This window comes from Gibbsiella greigii (assembly GCF_039540155.1).
GTDB lineage: Bacteria > Pseudomonadota > Gammaproteobacteria > Enterobacterales > Enterobacteriaceae > Gibbsiella > Gibbsiella quercinecans.
Map to the genome: position 1 here is coordinate 193,338 of NZ_BAABEM010000020.1, position 20,782 is coordinate 214,119.

The 20,782-nt window shown below is 56.5% G+C and carries 20 protein-coding genes and 2 pseudogenes; 7 read left to right on the forward strand and 15 right to left on the reverse strand.

Translation table 11 applies throughout. The features are described 5' to 3' along the window. Nucleotides 1-169: 169 nt before the first annotated feature. Nucleotides 170-985 carry a formate dehydrogenase accessory sulfurtransferase FdhD gene (fdhD, locus tag AC559G_RS13870; protein ID WP_498912971.1) on the forward strand — a complete coding sequence of 272 codons (816 nt, stop codon included), beginning with the start codon at nt 170-172 and terminating at the stop codon, nt 983-985. 100 nt (nt 986-1,085) lie between these two features. Here the strand turns inward: fdhD and alsE are convergent, their stop codons facing one another. The 4 genes from alsE to AC559G_RS13890 are packed head-to-tail and all read right to left on the reverse strand — an operon-like array spanning nt 1,086 to nt 3,825. Continuing rightward, nucleotides 1,086-1,763 carry a ribulose-phosphate 3-epimerase gene (alsE, locus tag AC559G_RS13875; protein ID WP_498912909.1) on the reverse strand — a complete coding sequence of 226 codons (678 nt, stop codon included), beginning with the start codon at nt 1,761-1,763 and terminating at the stop codon, nt 1,086-1,088. Nucleotides 1,764-1,810: 47 nt separating this feature from the next. Beyond that, nucleotides 1,811-3,073 (reverse strand): PTS ascorbate transporter subunit IIC, encoded by a 1,263-nt coding sequence (gene ulaA, locus AC559G_RS13880; RefSeq protein ID WP_279029696.1) that lies wholly within the window; start codon nt 3,071-3,073, stop codon nt 1,811-1,813. 26 nt (nt 3,074-3,099) lie between these two features. After that, the gene (locus AC559G_RS13885; RefSeq protein ID WP_095849001.1) at nt 3,100-3,366 is read right to left on the reverse strand and encodes a PTS sugar transporter subunit IIB; all 267 of its coding nucleotides are present in this window, start codon (nt 3,364-3,366) and stop codon (nt 3,100-3,102) included. Nucleotides 3,367-3,384: 18 nt separating this feature from the next. Next, nucleotides 3,385-3,825, reverse strand: a complete 441-nt coding sequence (locus AC559G_RS13890; RefSeq protein WP_346082539.1) for a PTS sugar transporter subunit IIA — start codon at nt 3,823-3,825, stop codon at nt 3,385-3,387. A 310-nt stretch (nt 3,826-4,135) separates the two neighbouring features. Here AC559G_RS13890 and AC559G_RS13895 point away from each other — a divergent pair, with 310 nt between their 5' ends. From AC559G_RS13895 to AC559G_RS13910, 4 genes are all read left to right on the forward strand, one after another. Beyond that, a complete protein-coding gene (locus tag AC559G_RS13895) occupies nt 4,136-5,161 on the forward strand; it encodes a LacI family DNA-binding transcriptional regulator (protein WP_498912910.1) in 1,026 nt (341 codons plus the stop codon). 154 nt (nt 5,162-5,315) lie between these two features. After that, on the forward strand, nt 5,316-5,939 hold the full coding sequence (gene sodA, locus AC559G_RS13900) for a superoxide dismutase [Mn] (RefSeq protein WP_121525487.1): 624 nt from the start codon (nt 5,316-5,318) through the stop codon (nt 5,937-5,939). A gap of 176 nt (nt 5,940-6,115) precedes the next feature. Continuing rightward, nucleotides 6,116-6,787: a 6-hydroxyaminopurine reductase gene (yiiM, locus tag AC559G_RS13905; protein WP_121552836.1), complete on the forward strand. Its 672-nt coding sequence runs from the start codon at nt 6,116-6,118 to the stop codon at nt 6,785-6,787. Nucleotides 6,788-6,878: 91 nt separating this feature from the next. Beyond that, on the forward strand, nt 6,879-7,652 hold the full coding sequence (locus AC559G_RS13910) for a class I SAM-dependent methyltransferase (protein ID WP_498912911.1): 774 nt from the start codon (nt 6,879-6,881) through the stop codon (nt 7,650-7,652). 600 nt (nt 7,653-8,252) lie between these two features. Here the strand turns inward: AC559G_RS13910 and AC559G_RS13915 are convergent. The 6 genes and pseudogenes from AC559G_RS13915 to AC559G_RS13940 all read right to left on the reverse strand — a co-directional run. Then, a pseudogene (locus tag AC559G_RS13915) lies at nt 8,253-8,535 on the reverse strand (type II toxin-antitoxin system RelE family toxin); the annotation flags it as partial. A 67-nt stretch (nt 8,536-8,602) separates the two neighbouring features. Beyond that, a pseudogene (locus AC559G_RS13920) lies at nt 8,603-8,782 on the reverse strand (type II toxin-antitoxin system Phd/YefM family antitoxin); the annotation flags it as partial. Between the two features lie 216 nt (nt 8,783-8,998). Continuing rightward, nucleotides 8,999-10,312: an MFS transporter gene (locus tag AC559G_RS13925; RefSeq protein WP_498912912.1), complete on the reverse strand. Its 1,314-nt coding sequence runs from the start codon at nt 10,310-10,312 to the stop codon at nt 8,999-9,001. Next, entirely contained in the window at nt 10,305-10,940 is a 636-nt protein-coding gene (locus AC559G_RS13930; protein ID WP_498912913.1) for a hypothetical protein, read from the reverse strand. The genes AC559G_RS13925 and AC559G_RS13930 overlap by 8 nt, the downstream gene beginning before the upstream one ends. A 2-nt stretch (nt 10,941-10,942) precedes the next feature. Then, a complete protein-coding gene (locus AC559G_RS13935; RefSeq protein WP_121525429.1) occupies nt 10,943-12,286 on the reverse strand; it encodes an amidase in 1,344 nt (447 codons plus the stop codon). A gap of 14 nt (nt 12,287-12,300) precedes the next feature. After that, entirely contained in the window at nt 12,301-12,981 is a 681-nt protein-coding gene (locus AC559G_RS13940; protein ID WP_121525428.1) for a DUF2848 domain-containing protein, read from the reverse strand. Between the two features lie 111 nt (nt 12,982-13,092). Here AC559G_RS13940 and AC559G_RS13945 point away from each other — a divergent pair, with 111 nt between their 5' ends. After that, nucleotides 13,093-13,767, forward strand: a complete 675-nt coding sequence (locus AC559G_RS13945) for a GntR family transcriptional regulator (protein WP_121525427.1) — start codon at nt 13,093-13,095, stop codon at nt 13,765-13,767. A 63-nt stretch (nt 13,768-13,830) separates the two neighbouring features. Here the strand turns inward: AC559G_RS13945 and AC559G_RS13950 are convergent, their stop codons facing one another. Together AC559G_RS13950 and AC559G_RS13955 are read right to left on the reverse strand one after the other, a co-directional pair. After that, entirely contained in the window at nt 13,831-14,193 is a 363-nt protein-coding gene (locus AC559G_RS13950; RefSeq protein WP_416261347.1) for a YibL family ribosome-associated protein, read from the reverse strand. Between the two features lie 79 nt (nt 14,194-14,272). After that, nucleotides 14,273-15,739 carry an aminotransferase-like domain-containing protein gene (locus tag AC559G_RS13955; RefSeq protein ID WP_095846446.1) on the reverse strand — a complete coding sequence of 489 codons (1,467 nt, stop codon included), beginning with the start codon at nt 15,737-15,739 and terminating at the stop codon, nt 14,273-14,275. A gap of 141 nt (nt 15,740-15,880) precedes the next feature. On the opposite strand from AC559G_RS13955, the gene AC559G_RS13960 reads away from it, so the two are divergent. Next, the gene (locus tag AC559G_RS13960) at nt 15,881-16,489 is read left to right on the forward strand and encodes a LysE family translocator (RefSeq protein ID WP_498912914.1); all 609 of its coding nucleotides are present in this window, start codon (nt 15,881-15,883) and stop codon (nt 16,487-16,489) included. Here AC559G_RS13960 and AC559G_RS13965 read toward each other — a convergent pair. From AC559G_RS13965 to AC559G_RS13975, 3 genes are all read right to left on the reverse strand, one after another. After that, the gene (locus AC559G_RS13965; RefSeq protein ID WP_095846448.1) at nt 16,486-17,037 is read right to left on the reverse strand and encodes an MltR family transcriptional regulator; all 552 of its coding nucleotides are present in this window, start codon (nt 17,035-17,037) and stop codon (nt 16,486-16,488) included. The two genes, AC559G_RS13960 and AC559G_RS13965, sit on opposite strands and share 4 nt — an antisense overlap. Before the next feature lie 123 nt (nt 17,038-17,160). Further along, the gene (locus AC559G_RS13970) at nt 17,161-18,321 is read right to left on the reverse strand and encodes a mannitol-1-phosphate 5-dehydrogenase (protein ID WP_498912915.1); all 1,161 of its coding nucleotides are present in this window, start codon (nt 18,319-18,321) and stop codon (nt 17,161-17,163) included. 57 nt (nt 18,322-18,378) lie between these two features. Continuing rightward, nucleotides 18,379-20,298 carry a PTS mannitol transporter subunit IICBA gene (locus AC559G_RS13975; RefSeq protein ID WP_498912916.1) on the reverse strand — a complete coding sequence of 640 codons (1,920 nt, stop codon included), beginning with the start codon at nt 20,296-20,298 and terminating at the stop codon, nt 18,379-18,381. Nucleotides 20,299-20,782 lie beyond the last annotated feature (484 nt).

Consider the following 20,782-nt stretch of genomic DNA (forward strand, 5'->3'; position numbering starts at 1 on the left):
TCCTGTTGGCTCATGCCGGCGCAGTGCCCTGTGCGCCGGGCAATAATCACATTGTGCATACACCTTTATCGGGTTACAGCGCTAAGATAAAGGCAGAGACATTATTTGACGCCACATTACCACAGGGTAGGTATGGGTGTTATGCCGAGGTGCCAAGTCAGTGAATAATATAGACACAGAACCCGCAACCAGCGCGCCCGGGCTCGCCGGCGCCATCCAACGCCAGGTATTTCAACGCGATGACCTGGCGGCCGCCGGGCAGGACTGGCTGGCGGAAGAAGTGCCGGTGGCGCTGGTCTACAACGGCATTTCTCACGTGGTGATGATGTGCACACCCAAGGATCTGGAGGCCTTCGCCGTTGGCTTTTCCCTGTCTGAAGGAATTATCGCTTCGCCCAACGAGATTTACGGCATGGATATCGCCGCCACCTGCCACGGCCTGGAAGTGAACATAGAGCTTTCCAGCCGCCGCTTCGCCGGCCTGAAAGCACGCCGGCGGGCCATGGCCGGGCGCACCGGCTGCGGCGTCTGCGGCATTGAGCAATTGGCCGATATCTTCCGTCCGCTGGCGCCGCTGCCGTTTAGCCAAACCTTCACGCTCAGCCGGCTTGATGGCGCATTGGCCCAGCTCCAGGACGTGCAGCAGGTCGGCCAACTGACCGGCTGCACCCATGCTGCCGGTTGGATCACGCCGCAGGGCGAACTGCTGGGCGGCTGCGAAGACGTTGGCCGCCACGTGGCGCTGGATAAGCTGCTGGGCGTGCGCGCCCAACAGGGCTGGCAACAAGGGGCGATTTTGGTTTCCAGCCGCGCCAGCTATGAAATGGTGCAAAAAGCCGCCATGTGCGGCGCCGAGATCCTGTTCGTGGTGTCTGCCGCCACCTCGCTGGCGGTGGAGATTGCCGAACGCTGTAATCTGACGCTGGTGGGTTTCAGCCGGCCCGGCCGGGCGAGCGTCTATACCCATCCGCAGCGGCTGGTTTAAGAGCCTATCCCATTAGGGCGATTTTACTTGCCATTTTGAACACGGACAGCGCGCAGGGTAAGGCAGGAGAAACCGGCGGCCGCTTCGCCGCCGGTGAGGATCAGGCGGCGGTTTCGGCGGCGAACACCGCTGCCATTTTCTGCCAGGCTTCAGCCACATCATCAGCCAGGCTGAACAGGCCGGAGGTGCCGACGATAAACACATCCACGCCCGAGGCGGCGATTTGCCGGAAGGTGCGTGCGTTGCATGAACCGTCGATCTCGGTCAGATAGTGATAGCCGTGCTCTTCACGCAGGCGAATCAGTTGCCGAATTTTATCCAGCGTCTCCGGTATAAACTTCTGGCCGGCAAAACCGGGATCAACCGACATCACCGTCACTTTGTCCAGCAAATGCGCATATTCACGAATGCTGTCGGCCGGCGTCGCTGGGTTTAATACCACGCCGCAGCGGCGCCCGGCGTCTTTAATCTGATTCAACAGGCGAAATATTTTATTATTCGCCGTTTCCGGATGAAAACTAATAATATCCGCCCCGGCATCAATACACATCGGAATAATATCTTCCGGGTGGTTAACCATGAGGTGCACGTCGATCGGCACTTCGGTAATTTTGCGCAGGTTTTCGATAAAGAACGGCGACAGGGTAATATTTTTTACATAGCTGCCATCCATAATATCGACGTGATAAAACGCCGCTGTGCTGTTCATCGCCTCAATCTGTTCGCGAAAGCGGGTTAAATCCATGCACATCAGCGAAGGGGAAAATTTCGCGTTCATTAGGTAATCCTCATCATTACATGAGCAGCCATCGGCTGCTCATGACATCAATGGAAGAATGCAACGATATGGCCGAGAATAATGCCGATAATACCGAAGTCGGCATCACCGAAGGTGGTTGATGCAAAGCCCAAGTCGCCCATCAGCGGCAGCAGAATCGCCGGCAAGAAAGAGATCAACAGCCCCTGAACAAAAGCGCCGATGATGGCGCCGCGGCGCCCGCCGGTAATGTTGCCGTACACGCCCGCGGTCGCACCGCAAAAGAAGTGCGGCACCAGGCCCGGCACGATGACGCTCAACCCAAACAGCGGGCAGAGGAACATGCTGATCAGGCCGGCGGCGAAGCTGCTCAGAAAGCCGATGATCACCGCGTTAGGCGCAAACGGGAATACCGTCGGGCAATCGAGCGCCGGTTTGGCATTCGGTACTAGCTTGTCGGCGATGCCTTTAAACGCCGGGACAATTTCGGCAATGATCATGCGCACCCCGGCAAGGATGATGTAAACACCCGCCGCAAAGGTGATCGACTGGATAATGGCGAACACGATGAAGTTCTGGCCGCCACTCACCTGGCTTTCGGTAAACGTTTTGCCTGCCACCAGCACCAGTGCGATGAACAGAATCATCATGGTGAGCGAGATCGCCACCGATGAATCGCGCAGGAAATTGAGGGTTTTCGGCACCTTCAGCTCTTCAATCGACGGGCTGCCTTTGCCAACCAGCTTGCCGACCAACGCCGAGAGCAGATAACCGGTGGAGCCAAAGTGGCCGAGCGCCAGATCGTCCGAATTGGTGATTTTGCGGGTAAAAGGCTGCAAAATCGCTGGGCTGACCACCATCATGGTGCCGAGGATCAGCGCGCCAATCAGCACCAGCCAAAAGCCGCTCACGCCGCCCACCGACAGGATCACCGCCAGCATCGCCGCCATATATAACGTGTGATGGCCGGTGAGGAAGATGTACTTCAGCGGCGTAATGCGCGCCAGCAGAATATTCACCAGCATACCGAACACCATGATCATCGCGGTTTCAGTACCGTAATTCCGCTGCGCCAACGCCGCCATCGCATCGGTATTTGGCACCACGCCCTGAATCGAGAACGAGTGTTCAAACAGCTGGCTGAAAATAGTCAGCGTCGCGGCGATCAAATTAGCACCGGCAATCAGAATAACAAAACCCATAACGGTTTTTAGCGTGCCGGAAATAACATCGGAGATCGGTTTCTTTTGCAGTAATAACCCGATCAGAGAAAACAGGCCGACAAGTATTGCGGGTGTTCCAAGAACATCCTTAATGATGAACTGCAGCATAATTTACTCCATGCAATCGGGAATAATTACAGGTGCTCTGCCAGAATTTCTTTAATCCGTGCGTTATCCAGCAAATTAGTTAAGCCAAATACCTGCGCACTGTGGCCGGCTAATTGATCGGCGATATCTTTGGCGCTAATAATCAGGTCGGCTTTTTCAGATTTGGCGGAAGTTAAATCGGTATGGCCGACTTCCGCTTCTTTTCCTAATTCCGCCACAATCTTTTTCACGTTCATTTCGACAATAAAGCTGCTGCCTAAACCGTTTCCACACACAATCAGTACTTTTTTCATCATCGTCATCTCTGGTGATTACTGGCTAATGGCCGCCTGAATGGCGGGTAGGGTATCTGCCGTCAACAGTTGTTGCAGGCGTGCTTCATCGCTGAACAGTTCAGCTAACTGAGTGATCATCTGGATGTGTTCATCGCCGGACACGGCGCACAGCATGATCACCACGTACACCGGATCGTTTTCCCCGGCATCAAAATTAACGCCGTTTTTGATATGCAGCAGCGACAGGCCATTTTCGTGCGCGCCCTGTTCAGGGCGGGCATGCGGCATTGCTAGGCCAGGCGCCAGCACATAGAAAGGGCCGATTTCGGCGTGCGCGGTAAAAATCGCCTCAAGATACGCAGGCGTAATGGCGCCCCGCGCCAGCAGCGGTGCGGCGGACTTGCGCACCGCATCCTGCCAGTCAATAACCTCGTCCACGATGTTAATAGCGTCGGCGGTGAGCCACTGAGTAAGCATGCTAATTTCCCGTCGGTTGGTGAATGATCTGCATTCTGGTGATTTAGTGAACGCCATTCTGTGATACTAGTCGCAAAAGTTAGCGGTAACATGGTTATTGTTAAAAAATGAGTTACCGCTAACATTTTTTGCATTTGCGGTTGCGTGGTTTACATAGCGGCAATTTACATCGCGGCAATAGGTTGGCATGTTCTGAATTGCAGGGCGGGTTTGTTCAATGGCCAAAAGTGTGGTTTTTAACATAGCGCGCGGACGCATTTGGTCTTAAGCTGCGTCCAGTTAAAAACGGACAGTCAGTCAGGAGAACGCCATGGCAGAAAAACGACGGCGCAATACCGGCAAAAGTACCCTCGCCGATGTCGCCCGTTTAGTGGGTGTCAGTACGATGACCGCATCGCGCGCGCTGCGCGTGCCGGAAAAAGTCTCTCCTGAAATCCGCGAAAAGATTGATGCGGCGGTGATTGAGCTGGGATATGTGCCGAACGTGCAGGCGCGCAATCTGGCTTCGGCCTCATCGCTCCTGATTACCATGGTAGTGCCCTCTTTCGCCACGCCGGGCTGTGCGGTGGTGTCGGAAGCCCTGCAGAGCGTGTTGCGCCCGCAGGGCTATAACATGATGCTGGCGGAAGCCAACCATTCGGCGGCGGAAGAGAAAGACCTGATCGAAATGTTGCTCTCTTACAACCCGGCGGCGATGGTGCATTTCAATTTCGATAACGCCACTGACGCGCACCGCCTGCTGAGCAACTCCGGTTTGCCGGTGATGGACATTGGTGGTGTGCGCCACGATGCCCCCGGCATCAGCATCGGCGTTGATTACGCCAAAGCCATTCGCCAGTTGGTACAAAAGCTGGTTGAAAACGGCTATCGCAATCTCGGCCTGCTGTGTACCCAAACCAACAGCACCATTTTCAGGCAGTTGCTTAATGGCTGGCACAGCGGCATGTTGGCGATGAATCAGGCGCCGCATCGCGTAGTCACCTCGCCGCAGCAGCCGACTTTCGCCACCGGGCATGGGTTGCTGCCGGAGATCCGCCTGACGTGGCCTGAACTGGATGTGCTGATTTGCACCGCAGAAGAAGTCGCCTGCGGCGCGATCATGGCCTGCCACGCCGCGGGCATCGCCATTCCCAGCCAGTTGGCGATTGCCAGCATCGGCGGCGGCCATCTCTCTGCGGTTTGCTCCCCGCCGCTGACCACCGTCGCACTACCATATGGGGAGATGGGGCGAGTGGCTGGCAAGCGCCTGCTTGCCGCGTTAAACGGCGACGAACCGGCGGCGTTCAATGAGCTGCCGACGACGCTTAAAATGCGCGCCAGCACCGGCAAGGTATAAAAATAACGCGTTGCTTTTGCCAGATTGTACAAATCCTTATACTTAATAGGGCATTGATAATCATTTTCAATACCAATTAATTAACTATAATGATCCAACTGCTTACGCGGTGCTCACATATTGCGCCGCCCAAAAACCACTGGAGATGATGATCATGAGTTATTCACTGCCATCCCTGCCTTACGCCTATGACGCACTGGAACCGCACTTCGACAAGCAGACGATGGAAATCCATCACACCAAACACCACCAAACCTACGTCAACAATGCCAACGCGGCGCTGGAAAGCCTGCCGGAGCTGGCCAAACTGTCTGTTGAAGAGCTGATCGCCAACCTGGATAAAGTCCCGGCCGACAAAAAAACCGCGCTGCGCAACAACGCCGGCGGCCACGCCAACCACAGCCTGTTCTGGAAAGGGTTGAAAACCGGTACCACGCTATCTGGCGATCTGAAAGCCGCCATCGAACGCGATTTCGGCAGCGTAGAAAAATTCCAGGAAGACTTTGAGAAAGCAGCCGCCACCCGTTTCGGCTCCGGCTGGGCCTGGCTGGTGCTGAAAGACGGCAAACTGGCTGTGGTTTCCACCGCCAACCAGGACAGCCCGCTGATGGGCGAAGCCATTTCCGGCGTTTCCGGCTTCCCGATTATCGGCCTGGACGTGTGGGAACATGCTTACTACCTGAAATATCAGAATAAACGCCCTGACTACATCAAGGCCTTCTGGAACGTCGTGAACTGGGACGAAGCCGCCAAACGCTTCGCCGACGCCGCGAAATAAGCGCGCGTTCACCAGCCACGCTAACCGTTTCCCCGCCGGGGAGCGGTTTTTTTTTGCCCCGATTCCGCGCCGCTGCCCCGCTTTCGTTTTCCCTCTCACGGCCGCACCGCTTTATCCTGTCCCTGGCCGGCAACTCACGCTATCCTGAAACCTGACGTGACAGTAAGGAGGCTCACATGCACCACCCCGACGTTTATATTGGCGGCATTCAACCTTACGAAGGCGGGCGCCCGAGCGCTATCGCCAAGCGCCAGGTGGACGGTGCCGTTCAGCTCACCCCACTGGGGCTGGCGGGCGATGAGCAGGCGGAAACCCGCCACCATGGCGGGCCGGACCGCGCGCTGTGCCACTATCCGCGCGAACACTACGACCACTGGCGCGCGCAGTTTCCGGCGCAGGCCGAGCAGTTCTGTGCGCCCGCCTTCGGCGAGAATATCTCCACCCTCGGCCTGACTGAGCACAACGTATTTATCGGCGATATCTTCCACTGGGGCGAGGCGTTGATTCAGGTCACTCAGCCGCGTTCCCCCTGCTTTAAACTCAATTTCCATTGCGATATCGACGATATTTCGCTATTGATGCAGCAAAGTGGCCGCTGCGGCTGGCTGTACCGGGTGATCGCCAGCGGTGAAGTGAGCGGCGATCGCCCGTTAACGCTGGCGGCGCGCAACAGCGAAATCTCGGTGGCGGAGGCCATCAGCATCGCCTGGCATATGCCGTTCGACGAAGAACAATACCACCGCCTGCTGGCGGCGGCCGGGCTATCCGCCACCTGGAGCAAAACCATGCTGGCGCGCATCACCACCGGCAAGATCGAAGATTTCAACCGGCGCCTGTTCGGCCATTAACGGATAGACACAGCGCGCAAGGGTCAGGGATGGGCCACATAACACGCTGGCACCCCAGCAACGTGAAAGATTAAACAGATAGGCAAAGACCATGACACAACCCATCCATCCTGCCGCAGCCGAAGGTTATCAGGCCAATGCGGAATACTACGTTAAAGGCCGCCCGGATTATCCACCAGAAGTCAGCGCATGGCTGCGCGAAGCCGTCGGCCTGCAGCCGGGGAAAACCGCGATCGATCTCGGCGCGGGCACCGGCAAATTCACCTCCCGCCTGCTGGAAACCGGGGCGCAGGTGATCGCCATCGAGCCGGTGTTGCAGATGCGTGAAAAGCTGGCCGCCGCGCTGCCACAGGTAAAGACCCTGGCGGGAACCGCCGAAGCCATCCCGCTGCCGGACGAATCTGTCGACGCCGTGGTGTGCGCCCAGTCCTTCCACTGGTTTGCCACCCCGGCAGCGCTGGCGGAAATCCGCCGCGTTCTGAAGCCGGGCGGCAAACTCGGGCTGATTTGGAACATGCGCGATGCGCGCGTGAACTGGGTGCGCAAACTCAACCAGATTGTCGATCGCTACGAAGGGGGCGTGCCGCGTTTCTATTCCGGCTCGTGGCGCACGCTGTTCCCGGTGAAGCATTTTGATAGCCTGCGGGAGCAAGGGTTTATGTTCGGCCACAGCGGCGCCACCGAAGACGTGATTTACAACCGGGTGCGCTCAACCAGCTTTATCGCCGCCCTGCCGCAGGCGCAGCAGGAACAGGTGATCGCACAGTTGCGCGAACTGGTGGCGGCGGAAGAAGAACTGCGCGGCAAGGAAACCGTAACGGTGCCTTACCAAACCCAGGCGTTCGTCACCACCAAGCTGGAATAAAAACTGCGCCGGGGCTATCTGGGAAGCGCGATGCTGGCTGGCGAGATTGACTGGCTGGTATAACCGGGAACACCGGCACAGCGATATCAGGTATTGGGTGCCGGGGCGAAGACGGGAAACTCATCAAGGCTAGCAACGGTTTTGACGCTTACTGCGCAGCCAATAGCATTACAGGTTCCCCATCTGTCTTGCTAAAAAAACAATCATTGGAATTGATGCGAAGTTTATATATAGCAACCCAAGTTGACTTTCCTTGCCAGAACGTCCATATCCAACGCCTCTACGGCTCAAGACGAGAGTAAACACAGTAAGAAGAAAAACCCAAAGCGCTATATAGACCTGATGATGAGCGAGTATGCCGCTCGCCATCAACATTAGGGAAGAAAAAACAAGCAGGCTTTTTTTTAACGATGGGAATACCGTACACCCTATATGGAAATACAAGTACACGGCCCCCAGAAGCAAGGCAATTTGCAGTAAGTAAAGCATTCGTTACCTCTTTTACTACTCGAAAAGCTCAATATGCTGGATTGAGATGTAGAAGTAGCGTCCCGGTCTTAAAGCGCCCGACGCAACCATCATTGATGATTGATAGAATGACTTCATACGCTCGCTGGCCAGTTGATAGACGTCACTCCGCGCTCTTTTGCCCATCGCCACAATGGCGATCACCAGCATGTCGTCAATCACGTCATTGACCAAACGGAAGCCCGATGCGCGCAACTTTATTTTGTCGCAACCGGGCATCCCCCGAAGTTTGACTAAAGGAACATGCGGATTTTCGCAGCACTTTTTAGTTTTTGGCAAACTTCTACTGGATCGCTTTGTCCAGCTTGCTCCACTCTTTCAGCACCGACTCACGGAATTTGACCGTGTACGTCATGCACACGATCCAGATTGACGTCCATCAGCGCCTCATTGCGACATACGTTAACTAGCCTGACCAGCTATTGATCGTCAAGCGCATTGAACATTTGCTCATACAGTGCCACTGGCACACAATAAAACGCGGGCTGATTCCGGTTCAAGACCGCCACCGGGAAGCCGTCACCGTCGCCGACAGTCCGCATCGGATTTTTCTTTAGCTCACTGATGCTCGCGCTAATATCGTTCAGAATAATATTTTGCATACAGCCCCCTGAATAAGACCTGTTAATAGGTCTTTTACGTGTTATTCGCCCTCTTCGCCGTAGAAAAAACATCCAGCGGTTACCTGAAAATGCCACTGGCAGTGGGCGCCCGGCTGACGCAGAGAAGGCGTGCCCGCAACCCGATGATGGATTAAATCACGTGGCATCAGCAGTGATTACCGGCTGGGGGTATTGGCGGTCCTTCGCCAGAGGGTTTTAAAGCCGTTTATGCGCCGTTTCTTTGGCTTTCCACAAGGCAAAAAGCGTGATCGCCAGCGCCAGGCTGACATACAACGACACCCACAGCGTGCTACCCATTTCTTTGTACAGCGAGGTGATGATCAGCGGAGCAAAGCCACCGCCGATAATGCCGGCCAGCGTATACGCCAAAGACGAACCGGCGTAGCGCACGTGGCTCGGGAATTGCTCAGTGACAAACGCCGCCTGCGGCCCGTACATCACCGCATGAATCAACAGCCCGACAATCACTGCAAGCACAATCAGGAACGGTTGTGAGCTGTCTAACAGCAAAAAGAAGACAAATGACCAGACGATTGCCAGCAGCGCACCAGCGATATACACCGGACGGCGACCGAGGCGATCCGACAATGCGCCAAACATCGGTACCGTCACGGCATTACCCATTGCGCCCAACATCGTTGCCATTAATGCCAGCGGGCGCGGCAGTTGCAGAACAGAAGTAACGTACGTCAGCGTAAACACCACGACCAGTGCATACAACACGTCGGAACCGACGCGCGCGCCCCCAGCGATCAACAGCTCGCGTGGATAGTGCAGAAACACTTCCTTCAGTGGCGCATGGGTGTTTTTCTCCGCCTGTTGCATCGCTATGAATGTTGGCGTCTCTTCGACGCCGCGGCGCAACCACAGACCGAACATCACTAATATCAGGCTCAGTAAGAATGGAATACGCCAGCCCCATTCTTGGAATTGATCGCCACTGAGTGTCAACGTTACCAACGTAATAAAACCGGTGCCGATTAATGTGCCGCATGATGGCCCCACTTGTGCAAACGAGGCATTACGTCCGCGTTTGTCCGCATCACCATGCTCCATCGACAGTAATACCGCCCCCGCCCATTCACCACCAAGCGCTATGCCCTGAATAAAGCGCAGCGCCACCAACAGCACCGGGCTCCAGATGCCCCATACAGCATAACCAGGCAGCATGCCCATCAGCGCGGTGGTGACGCCCATGATCACCAACGTGGTAATCAGCACCGCTTTACGCCCGGCAACATCGCCGAGATGACCAAAGATAAAGCCGCCGACCGGGCGCGAAATGTAGCCCACCGCGTAGGTGGAAAATGCCAGAATGGTGCCAACCAGCGGATCAAAGCTCGGGAAAAACACATGATTAAAGACCAACGCCGCCATGATGTTATAGACGGTGAAGTCATACCATTCGAGCGCTGTGCCGATGGAACTGGCCGCCGCGAGCCGGCCAGTTTTAGTTTTGCCAGCAGACGCGCTAGCCGCATGCTGCAACGTGGAGTCGTTATTAGCCATGAGCCATCTCCTGTTTGGTCAACTGCCAGCCAAAGGAATAAAGTTGCGCGTCTGCATTTAATGCCTGCGCCGCGCTGGCGGCCAGCGTTTTACAGGCCTGCATATCGGAACAGCTCAGCAGCAACATGGCATGCATCGGCCGATACGTATTGATTTCACGCGGCAACGGCGTACTCAGCGAAGAATCTGGTGTCAGCAAACGAGAGGCGATGTAGCCTGGCGTCCGCTGTACGCTCTCTTGCCAGGCGTTAAGGGTTGCAGCGTTTATGTCAGCTTTCAGTGTCAGTACAGCCAAATGGCTACCGCTGCCTTTGCCGTGCTGATGCGTGATGACGCAGACGCGGCGCATCGGGTTCACCATCTTGTCGAGGTTTTCCACCGACCATGTCGTCTGACGGGTAAATGCTGCGTGGTAATCGGCGCTGGTGAAGGTCTCTAGTGATTCCGTCTCATACAGGCCGAGATATTTGCGCTCAGCGTCAATCGCCTGATAACGCGAGCCGCTGAGAAAACCGCGGATTGTCACGCGTTCTTCCACATGTTCATGGTCATACCATTGATTAAAATCCGCTTCGTCTTCCACTGCGATATCGGTGGCAACAAATAACATGCCGTGAGGATTTGTCATGATCAGAGACTCCGTTTCAGGGTGGATTCAAGCGCGGCCGCCCAGCTGAGTAATGCCGCATCGTTGCCATGAGTGGATGCCAGCATCAGGCCTACCGGCGCCGTTCCGGGCTGATGGCAAGGTAGGGAAATTGCGCAGCCGTCCAGCATGTTGATCACGCTGGTATTGCGCAGCATCAGCAGGTTGACCTGCGTGTAACGTTCGGGATCGTCGAGCTCGGCGAGAGGTGGTGCGATAAGCGGTACGGTCGGCATCAGTAGGCCATCAAAAGACACAACCGCCCTTTCCACACGCTGTTTCCAGTCAGCGCGTTGCTGGTACAACGCCTGGGCATCATCGGCGCTGAGCAAACGGCCACGTTTAATACGCGCCAGAACCTGCGGGTCATAGGCTTCAGGTTGCGCCTGCACCAAATGCTGATGCCACTGCCAGGCTTCATAGGCGGTGATACCACCGCGCGCATTCATGACTTCCAGTTCAGCGAGCTCCTGGAGCGGTAGCTCGACCAGCGTAACCCCCTGTTCACGCAGTCGTTTCAGTGAATGTTGCCAGGCAGTGCTAACCTGTACATCCAGATTGTCCAGTACGCGCGTTTGCGGAATGGCGAAGCACGCCTGAGCCAGATCACGCTTATTGAGGGTCAACGGCTGTTCGGCGATCACACTGTCGAGCAACCAGCAACTGCGCACGTCGTGGGCGATAACGCCAATACTATCGAGAGCAACGGACAACGGCAGCGTCCCCGTTTGCATAACACGGCTAGCGCTGGGTTTGAAACCGGTCAGCCCACATAATGCGGCTGGAATGCGAACCGAGCCGCCGGTGTCGGTACCAACCGCCGCCAGACACATTCCATCCGTCACCGCAACGGCTGCGCCAGAAGAGGAACCACCGGGAATGCGTTTTTCGGCGCGCTGCCACGGATTGGCCGGCGTGCCATAATGCGGATTGATGCCAAGACCGGAGAAAGCAAACTCGGTCATATTGGTTTTGCCGACAATAGCCGCGCCAGCCAGCTCCAGCCGTTGAACCATGCTGGCGCTGACAGTAGCCGCTGGTGCGTCCACTAACACGCTCGAACCGGCGCAGGTGGTTTCACCGGCCACATCAAACAGATCTTTGATGCTGATCGGTAAACCATCAATCGGGCTACGCTGCTGATGCTGTCGCCAGCGCACGCTAGCCTGTTGTGCCTGCTGTTGCGCATCAACGGCATACACTTTGGTAAACACGCGTTTGCCTTCACCGGATTCAGCGGCAATCGCATCCAATGCCTCATTCGTCAACGTTTCCGGGTTGGCCTGCCCTGTGAGTAACTGCTGGCTGGCTTGCCATAACGTAGTCATAGCACGACTCCTCATCAGGAAATAACCGGCAGCGAAGCGGTGATATAGGTATGTTCCAGCGTGCGATTTAGCACCGGATCGTGTAGCGCCATGCGAAACTCACTCGAAGGGCGAATGCCGCCAATCGCGCTCAGCGTACCGCAGGACATGGCAAAACCTTCTGCCACCGGCTGCTCGCCGAAATAGCGCGCCAGCAGATCCATCGGCGTCAACAAAGCGGCCAGCGTCCCCTGCTGATACGTCACCCAATCGCCGTTCACCTTAATCCACGCGCGCAGTTCCAACCGATCCCAGTGCGTTTTAACTTCCGCCATACGCCACGCGTGACTGGCGACCGGTTTGATACACGCCTGTTTCGACAACGGCACGCTAAAGGTTTCCAGGTGACGATCGGTATGGTCAGAGATCAGCGAAACCCAGAATTCACCATGATGGAAAAACACGAACGGTTCAGCTTCACCGGAGGTTTCTTCACCGACCACTTCCAACGACGATTGCTGGCTGAGCTGATTGGTTGCCACGCGGTAAAACAAAGGTACCGCACCAGGCGCGGGCACACCGAGTGCCTCCAGCTCCCTGATATGGTGCAGTACGGCCTCCCGGTCACGTCCGACCCAGCCAGCAATCACCAACTGATTAACCTTCACATCCAGTACTGCCGCCCCTGCGTTGTCTGTTGTAAACCGTAAATGCATGAGATACCCCTTCAAGAAATTACAGTGAAATTTCACTGTAATTTCAATCTAGCCATTTTCATGCCAAGTTTTTGTGTAAGATGTATCGGTACCCAATGAAGGATTTGCACGATGAGTGATTCGATTGCTGAAAATGTGCCACCCCAGGCCAACCCAAAAAATGCTTCTTTGAACGAACGCGCCTATCTGGCGTTCAAACATCGGTTAATTACGCTGCGCTATAAACCGGGTGAATATCTCAATACCGCGCAGGTGATGGACGATTTGGAAATGGGCCGCACGCCGGTGAATCAGGCGGTGCATCGGCTGGCAACGGAAGGTTTACTGCAAATCATTCCACGCAAAGGCGTGATGGTTTCCCCGCTGTCGATTGATGATGCGTTGGAGTTAATTGAGGTGCGCCTGGTGAATGAAGCGTTGTGTTTGCGCCTTGCCACACAGCGCGTTAATTCAGCGCAAATTGAGTTGTTACGCGAATTGAATCAGCGCATCGCCACCGCCAGCGAAACCCGTGACAGAGAACAGATGCTGCTGTTGGATCGTGAGTTTCATCAGGTACTGGCGGATATCGCAGGCAATAGCCGCCTATCAGATATCCTCAGCATAATTCACGCACAGGCGCAGCGCTTCTGGGCCACTACGCTATCGAGCGCCATGCATATGCAGGAGGTGATCGCCGAACACGAGGCGATCATCCAGGCAATGGAACAAGGTAATGTGGATCAAGTGGAAGCAGCGGCGCAAGCGCATATCTATTCATTCAAGCAGGCGCTGTTGAATAATTAATGAACGCCCGCCGAATAGGTGCGATTTGAATCCCCTCTACGCAAGCCCACCGCACGGCCGGGATCAGAAAGGTTTTTTAGCGTAGCCGGTTACCGCTTTCAGCCCCATTTCACGGCCCAGCGCGGTCATCGGGTGCACCACGATCAGGCCGCGCACGCTTTTCTTCAGCCCGCCCATATCCGCCTGCTCTTTCTTGGTGATCTCGCGGCTAAACGGCAGCTTTTCCAGCTTTTGCGCCTCGCTGCTCAGCTTCTGCACGCGCACGTTTTTCAGCCGCTCAATTTCCGCCGCCAGCGTCTCTTTTTCTTTATTGTGTTGCGCGATCAGATCCGGGTTGCCCTGTTGGATCACCTGGCTATCTTTGTGGTTCAGTGCATCCAGTTGGTCGCTCAGGCGCTTAATCTCTGCCTTTTCTATCTCTTTCATGGTATCCGGCCTGTTGTGCCGCTTGCGGCACGCTAAGAAGTGATTTTCAGTGCGGCATTGTAGCAAAATGCGCAGCCGGTTACCCGCCCGATGCGATCCCGGCCGGCAGGCCGCTCATCGCGCAGGCCCGGGCCCCGACGCGTGCTAAAGCCTGTCGGTAGCGTTCGTTGAACGGATAGCAGCAGGAAAGGCGCAGCCCATTGCGATAACGGCCGCTGGGCGAATAGAGCATACCCGGCGTCAGGCAGATGTGCTCATCCAGCAATTGGTGGAACAGCTGCACGCAGTCCACCCCGTGTGGGAACTCAACCCAGAAAACAAAACCGCCCGCCGGCTGGGTGGCGCGCGTTCCGCGCGGGAAGTGGCGAGCGATAATCGCCCGCGCCTCATCCACCTGGGCGGCATAGCGTTTACGCAGATTGCGCAAGTGGTGATCGTAACCCCCGCTGGCCAGAAACGTGGCCAGCGTTTCCGACAGCAGCTGCGACTCCGCCATCGATGATACCGCCTTCAGCTTACGCAACGCATCGCTAAAGCGCCCGCCGGCCATCCAGCCAATGCGGAAATCCGGCGCCAGCGTTTTGGTGAAGCTGGAGCAAAACAGCACCCAGCCGCCATGGTCAAAGGCTTTTACCGCCGGCTCCAGCACACCGCCAAACTGGATTTCGGCATACAGCCCATCCTCGATCAGCGGCACCTGGTGATCGTTCATCAGCCGGGCCAGCCGTTTTTTTGCCGCCAGCGGCATCGTGCAGCCCAACGGATTCTGCACCGTCGGCATAGCAATAACCGCATTCAGCCGCTTCTCGTCCAGCAGCAGTTCCAGCGCATCCAACGACAGACCATGCTGCGGATCGGTGGGGATTTCCAGCGCCTTCAACCCCAGGCTGGCCAACAGCGGCAACAGGTAAAAATAGGTGGGTGACTCTAGCCCGACGCAGTCACCGGGTTTGGTGGTAGCGCGCAACGCCAGTTGCAGCGCCTCCATGCAGCCGTGCGTCAGCACCACGTCACCCGGCTCCAGCAGCATACCCAGCGCCATCCCGCGGCGGGCGATCTGCTGGCGCAGCCGCAGGCTGCCGGGCGGCAGCGCATATTGGCCGATCAAATCCGGCTGGCGCCGCAGTTGTGAAGCCAGCATGCGCCCCAGTTTACCGCCGGGATAAAAATCCGCCGTCTGCGGGCAGGCCAGCGACAGGTTGGTAAACGCCGGATTCTGCTGTGCGGCGAACACCGTATCGATCAGTGCCAGCACGTCATCCGCCGGTTTTTCAATACGGTCGCTCGGCGGCGAAGCCGCTTTCAGCGCCGGCAACGTACTGCGCACATAGAAGCCGGACTGCGGCCGCGCCTCGATCAGCCCGCGATCTTCCAGCATACGGTAAGCCGCCACCACGGTATTGATGCTGACGCTGTGGCTCTGCGCGCAGCGGCGCACGGAAGGCACGCGGCTGCCAGGCTGTAGCGTGCCACGGCGAATGGCCTCCGCCAGCGTTTCGGCCAATTGTAAATAGCGCGTTTCCGCAGTGGATTCATCAAGAAACACAGTTTATCTCCAGGCAATGGGTACAGTTTCATTTTTAACAAACTGTATCCATCACAATAGCCGATCTCTGGTTCTGTCACCATCACGCCAAGCGCCTTATGCTGGTGTTACTGCCCAACACCCTGTTTTAGGAGCTTTTTTATGCTGGATTCTGCTTTTATCAGCTACGTCACCGTGATGTCGATAACCCCGGGGCCGAATAACCTGCTGCTGGCCTCATCCGGCGTCAACTTTGGCCTGCGCCGGACGCTGCCGATGATTTTTGGCATCGGCGCCGGCTGTGCGGTGCAGCTCGCGCTAACCACCTCCATGCTCAACGTTATTCTCAGCGGAGCCAGCGGGCTGCGTTTCCCACTGGCGCTGATGGGCTGCGCCTACCTGCTGTGGCTGTCGTGGAAGCTGTTTCAGGCTGCAACGCCCACGGCCAAACAGCAGGCCAAGCCAATGCGCTTTATCGCCGGCGCGCTGTTTCAGGCGGTGAACCCGAAAGCCTGGCTGATGGCGATCAACGTGGCTATTTTGTTTACCCCGCGCAGCGGCGCCAGCCTGCATCAAACGCTGGCGATCATCGCCGGTTTCACCTTATTGAATATTCCCTGTGTGTTGGTGTGGGCGCTCATGGGCGATCAGCTGCGCACTGCCCTGCGCGTGGCCTGGAAGCTGCGGGTGTTTAACGGGATCATGGCCGGATTGATGGCGGCCACGGCGTTGTGGCTGCTGTATGATGAGTGGCGGATCGCCCTGGCTTAAGCCGGGCCGAGCGGGGAAAGGCGGGAAGGCTGTTTGGCGCCGATGCCGGCGATCAGTTCAGTGAGGGACAGCACCATAGTGGAACGCACCATTTGCTGATAACGCTGGTGCTGCATGGCGATCAGCAATTCATCGGCTTCGCCGGGTTGCAGGAACGTCGGCACCGGCGGCAGCGCCGCCACGCAGTGCAATTCGCCAAACGGGCCAAGGATTTCATCATCGACGAAACGGTATTCGCTGCCGTCGTGGTTTAACTCTTCACGCAGCGCCATCAGCAGTTCAGCGTCTTCATATTCATGGCGGGAAATCACCCCAAGCCCGTACATCAGCTTCAGGCGCACAGACAGTTCGCCCAGCGGGCCGGCACCGGATAACAGCGGTTCGACGGCGTATTTCACCGCATAATCATCCTTGCGAAAAACCTGCACTACCAGCACGTTGAGCGCTTCCGCCAGCAGATCCACCGCTGCAATCAGGAAACTGCGCACCGTTTTGCCGGCGTTAAGCTTTTCCAGAACCTTATTTTCAAATGCCTGCGCTTCTTCCATCGTCGTTCTTCGTATGGCGTGGGGTGGGATCCCTTCTCCCGACAGGGGAGGTTTTGGATAAGCGTGAACAATATCATGAATGCTGCTCATCCTACCTCCTCCCCAATCAGAGAAAATGCAATTTTATCGCTGCGTTTGCCGCATAGCGGTATATGCAGCCACCGCTTTGCGTACCACCTCGCTGCCTTCCGGCAGGCCGGTGATTTGCACCAGCGCCGCCTGCGGCCCCAGCCGTGCCAGTAGCTCCGACATCTCTTGCGCCTGCGGATCCTGCTCATTGCTGTAATGCAGCACCGCGGCGATGCCCTGGATCAGATTTTCGTTCGGCAGGCCATATTCCAGCGTGCCCAGCAGCGGCTTGATCAGGCGATCGCCGGCGCCCAGTTTGCGCAGCGGCTGGCGGCCGACGCGTTCCACGTCATCATGCAGGTAGGGGTTCTCAAACCGGCCGAGGATCTTGTTGATATACGCCGCGTGTTTTTCTGGCGCAAAGCCATAGCGTTTGATCAGCACCGCGCCGCTCTCTTCCATTGCGCCTTTTACCACACTGCGCACGTCGGGATGGAGAATGGCTTCGCGGATGGTCGGCAGGTTCGCCCGCTGGCCCAGATAGGCGGTAATCGCATGGCCGGTGTTGAGCGTGAACAGCTTGCGTTCAACAAACGCCATCAGGTTGTCCGTCAACTCCATGCCGGCAATGGCCGGCGGCTCGCCTTTGAACTGCGTTTTATCGACAATCCATTCGCTGAAGGTTTCCACCGTCACTTCCAGCGGATCGGTGGTGCCTGCCGCCGCCGGCGGTACGATGCGATCGACGGCCGAATCAACAAAACCGACGTGCTGCTCCACCCAAGCCAGCTCTTGCACCGGCAGAGCGTTAAACACGTGCTGTTTCAGTTGGCTGGTGCCGCGCACCATGTTTTCGCAGGCGATGATGTTCAGCGGCGCCTCATTGCCTTGCTGGCGGCGTTTAATCAGCCCTTTAGCAATGGTGCCGGCAATTTTATCCAGGATCTGCGGGCCCACCGCCGTGGTGACCAGATCGGCCTGCGCAATCAGCGCTGCCGCCTCATCGCTGGCGCTATGCACGGCGCTGACGTTATTCACCGGCTCTACCCGCGCCTGTTCGCCCACCACATGCACGTCATAACTACCGCGCTTGTTCAGCTCGTCCAGTACCGATTGGTTTACATCGGCAAAGGTCAGTTCAATGTTCGCGTCAGCCAGCAGCTTACCGATAAAGCCGCGGCCAATATTACCTGCCCCGAAATGTAATGCTTTCATAATCTTAGCCTTTTCAAACATCACGGGGGCGCTGCTTGCGCAACCCCCCGTAGGGAGTTACGCCTGTTTACCGTTCAGCAGATCCAGAACATCCTGCACGCTGGTGGTGCTGCTCAGGCGCGCAATGACGGTTTCGTCGTCCAGCGCAGTGGTCAGGCTGGTTATCACCTGGATATGTTCGTTGTTGCGCGCCGCAATGCCGATCACCAGGCGCGCTACCTCATCCTCTTCGTTACCGAAGCGCACACCCTGCGGGTATTGGCAGAACACCACCCCGGTGCGCAATACGCGGTCTTTGGCTTCGATAGTGCCATGCGGCACCGCGATGGATTCCCCCAAATAGGTGGAGGTGAGCTTTTCACGCTCCAGCATCGCCGGCACGTATTCCGCTTCGACATAGCCCCCTTTCACCAGTTGTTCGCCGGCAAAGCGGATCGCCTGTTCTTTATCGGCCGCTTGCAAGCCGAGGAAGACATTGTCTTCACGCAGCCTGAACAGGTTCTGCTCGGTGGCGTCGAAGCTGTCATCCAGCGTCGAGATCACTTTCTGCTGGTTTTCGCTGGTCTTGCTGGCAGCCACCAGGCGCTCGGCCAAGTTGCTGTACAGGTGGCTATCGAGGAAGTTGGTCAGCGAGATGTGCTGTGCCTGCGGCGCATGACGCATGGCGCGCTCGGTCAGATCGCGGTGGGTGATCACCAGATCCACATCATCCGGCAGGTTGTTGATCGCGCAGTTGGTCACCGAGATGTTTTTCAACCCGGCGTCGGTCACTTTTTTGCGCAGCACGCCGGCGCCCATGGCGCTGGAACCCATACCGGCGTCACAAGCGACGATGATTTTACGCACGGTGCTCAGATCGCCATCCACCAGCGCGTTAGCCGGCGCAACCGCACCCTTCGATTGCGCCTTCATGTCCTGCATGCGGCGGGTGGCTTCTTCCAGTTCGTCTTCGTCTTTCGCTTTGGTGGTTTTCAACAGGAAGGCTGAAACTACGAAGGAGACCGCGAATGCCGCGGCAATCGCCGCCAGGTTGGCGAAGTAAGCGCCTTTTGGCGTCATCGCCAGCACGGCCAAGATTGAGCCGGGGGAAGCAGGGGAAACCAGGCCGCCGTTCAGTAAGGTCAGGGTGAACACCCCGGTCATGCCGCCCAGAATCACCGCCAGAATCAGGCGTGGGTTCATCAGCACATACGGGAAGTAGATTTCGTGAATACCACCGAAGAAGTGGATAATCGCCGCGCCGCCGGCAGACTGCTTGGCATTGCCGCGGCCAAAGAACATATAGGCCATCAGCACGCCCAGCCCCGGGCCGGGGTTGGCTTCAATCAGGAAGAAGATCGATTTGCCGGCTTCCGTCGCCTGCTGGATGCCCAACGGCGAGAAGATACCGTGGTTAATGGCGTTGTTCAGGAACAGGATTTTCGCCGGTTCGACGAAGATCGACGTCAACGGCAGCAGGTTGTTCTGCACCATGATGTTGACGCCCGCCGCCAGGATGTGCGAAAGCCCTTCAACCAGCGGCCCGATGGCCATGAAGGCCAGGATCGCCAGCAGCATGCCGATAATGCCGGCGGAGAAGTTGTTGACCAACATCTCAAAGCCGCTTTTGATCTTGCCGTCAACCCACCGGTCGAAACGTTTGATGGCCCAGCCGCCCAACGGACCGGCGATCATTGAGCCGAGGAACATTGGCATATCGGCACCGACGATCACCCCCATGGTGGTGATGGCGCCGACCACGCCGCCACGTTCACCGCCCACCAGGCGCCCACCGGTATAACCGATCAGCAGTGGCAGCAAATAGGTGATCATCGGGCCGACCAACTTGCCTAACGTTTCGTTCGGCAGCCAACCGGTTGGAATAAACAACGCGGTGATAATGCCCCAGGCGATAAATGCACCGATATTGGGCATCACCATATTGCTCAGGAAGCGGCCAAAGTTTTGAACCTTGACCTTGATATCTGGTGAAAACATAAACCCCACCCCTATTGTTACGCGCTGACAATAAGAGCGCGTGATATTTGTCGTGACGGAATCGTCGAGTTGCTGCTGTATGCGAAGCGGACTCTAGCACGCGCTTTTGGGGGGGAATATCGTGTGAAAATTTTGTGATATGAATCACACCAGACATACCCATTACAGGGGGGTAATGGTGATTAAGATCACAATAATTGAATGTAAAAAAAGCACATTGTTAAAAACAGACCGGTTACGCCGTAAAAAATGTGATTTGTATCACTATTTTTTATGGCCACTTTGTTTGTTAATTGTGATGTTAATCACAATTAACTTTTCGCTGCGGCGAGCAAAACGAGAGCTCGATCTCGTTCCTGGTTTTCGCCGATATGGCGCTGAAAACGGCAACGTAAAAAATGAAATAAAATTACATTTCTCATCCCGCCGGCGCTGGAGAGAACAATAACAACACGAAAAGTGGGTAAATAAAGCCAGGAAATCG

Bases quoted from the DNA above. Each gene is read 5' to 3' on its own strand.
- AC559G_RS13960 (WP_498912914.1), top strand. From the start codon at position 15,881: ATGCTGGATTCTGCTTTTATCAGCTACGTCACCGTGATGTCGATAACC.
- AC559G_RS13885 (WP_095849001.1), bottom strand. From the start codon at position 3,366: ATGAAAAAAGTACTGATTGTGTGTGGAAACGGTTTAGGCAGCAGCTTT.
- AC559G_RS13950 (WP_416261347.1), bottom strand. From the start codon at position 14,193: ATGAAAGAGATAGAAAAGGCAGAGATTAAGCGCCTGAGCGACCAACTG.
- AC559G_RS13970 (WP_498912915.1), bottom strand. From the start codon at position 18,321: ATGAAAGCATTACATTTCGGGGCAGGTAATATTGGCCGCGGCTTTATC.
- AC559G_RS13895 (WP_498912910.1), top strand. From the start codon at position 4,136: ATGGCAGAAAAACGACGGCGCAATACCGGCAAAAGTACCCTCGCCGAT.
- yiiM (WP_121552836.1), top strand. From the start codon at position 6,116: ATGCACCACCCCGACGTTTATATTGGCGGCATTCAACCTTACGAAGGC.
- alsE (WP_498912909.1), bottom strand. From the start codon at position 1,763: ATGAACGCGAAATTTTCCCCTTCGCTGATGTGCATGGATTTAACCCGC.
- AC559G_RS13910 (WP_498912911.1), top strand. From the start codon at position 6,879: ATGACACAACCCATCCATCCTGCCGCAGCCGAAGGTTATCAGGCCAAT.
- AC559G_RS13945 (WP_121525427.1), top strand. From the start codon at position 13,093: ATGAGTGATTCGATTGCTGAAAATGTGCCACCCCAGGCCAACCCAAAA.
- AC559G_RS13975 (WP_498912916.1), bottom strand. From the start codon at position 20,298: ATGTTTTCACCAGATATCAAGGTCAAGGTTCAAAACTTTGGCCGCTTC.
- AC559G_RS13935 (WP_121525429.1), bottom strand. From the start codon at position 12,286: ATGACTACGTTATGGCAAGCCAGCCAGCAGTTACTCACAGGGCAGGCC.
- AC559G_RS13940 (WP_121525428.1), bottom strand. From the start codon at position 12,981: ATGCATTTACGGTTTACAACAGACAACGCAGGGGCGGCAGTACTGGAT.
- AC559G_RS13965 (WP_095846448.1), bottom strand. From the start codon at position 17,037: ATGGAAGAAGCGCAGGCATTTGAAAATAAGGTTCTGGAAAAGCTTAAC.
- ulaA (WP_279029696.1), bottom strand. From the start codon at position 3,073: ATGCTGCAGTTCATCATTAAGGATGTTCTTGGAACACCCGCAATACTT.
- AC559G_RS13925 (WP_498912912.1), bottom strand. From the start codon at position 10,312: ATGGCTAATAACGACTCCACGTTGCAGCATGCGGCTAGCGCGTCTGCT.
- AC559G_RS13890 (WP_346082539.1), bottom strand. From the start codon at position 3,825: ATGCTTACTCAGTGGCTCACCGCCGACGCTATTAACATCGTGGACGAG.
- sodA (WP_121525487.1), top strand. From the start codon at position 5,316: ATGAGTTATTCACTGCCATCCCTGCCTTACGCCTATGACGCACTGGAA.
- AC559G_RS13930 (WP_498912913.1), bottom strand. From the start codon at position 10,940: ATGACAAATCCTCACGGCATGTTATTTGTTGCCACCGATATCGCAGTG.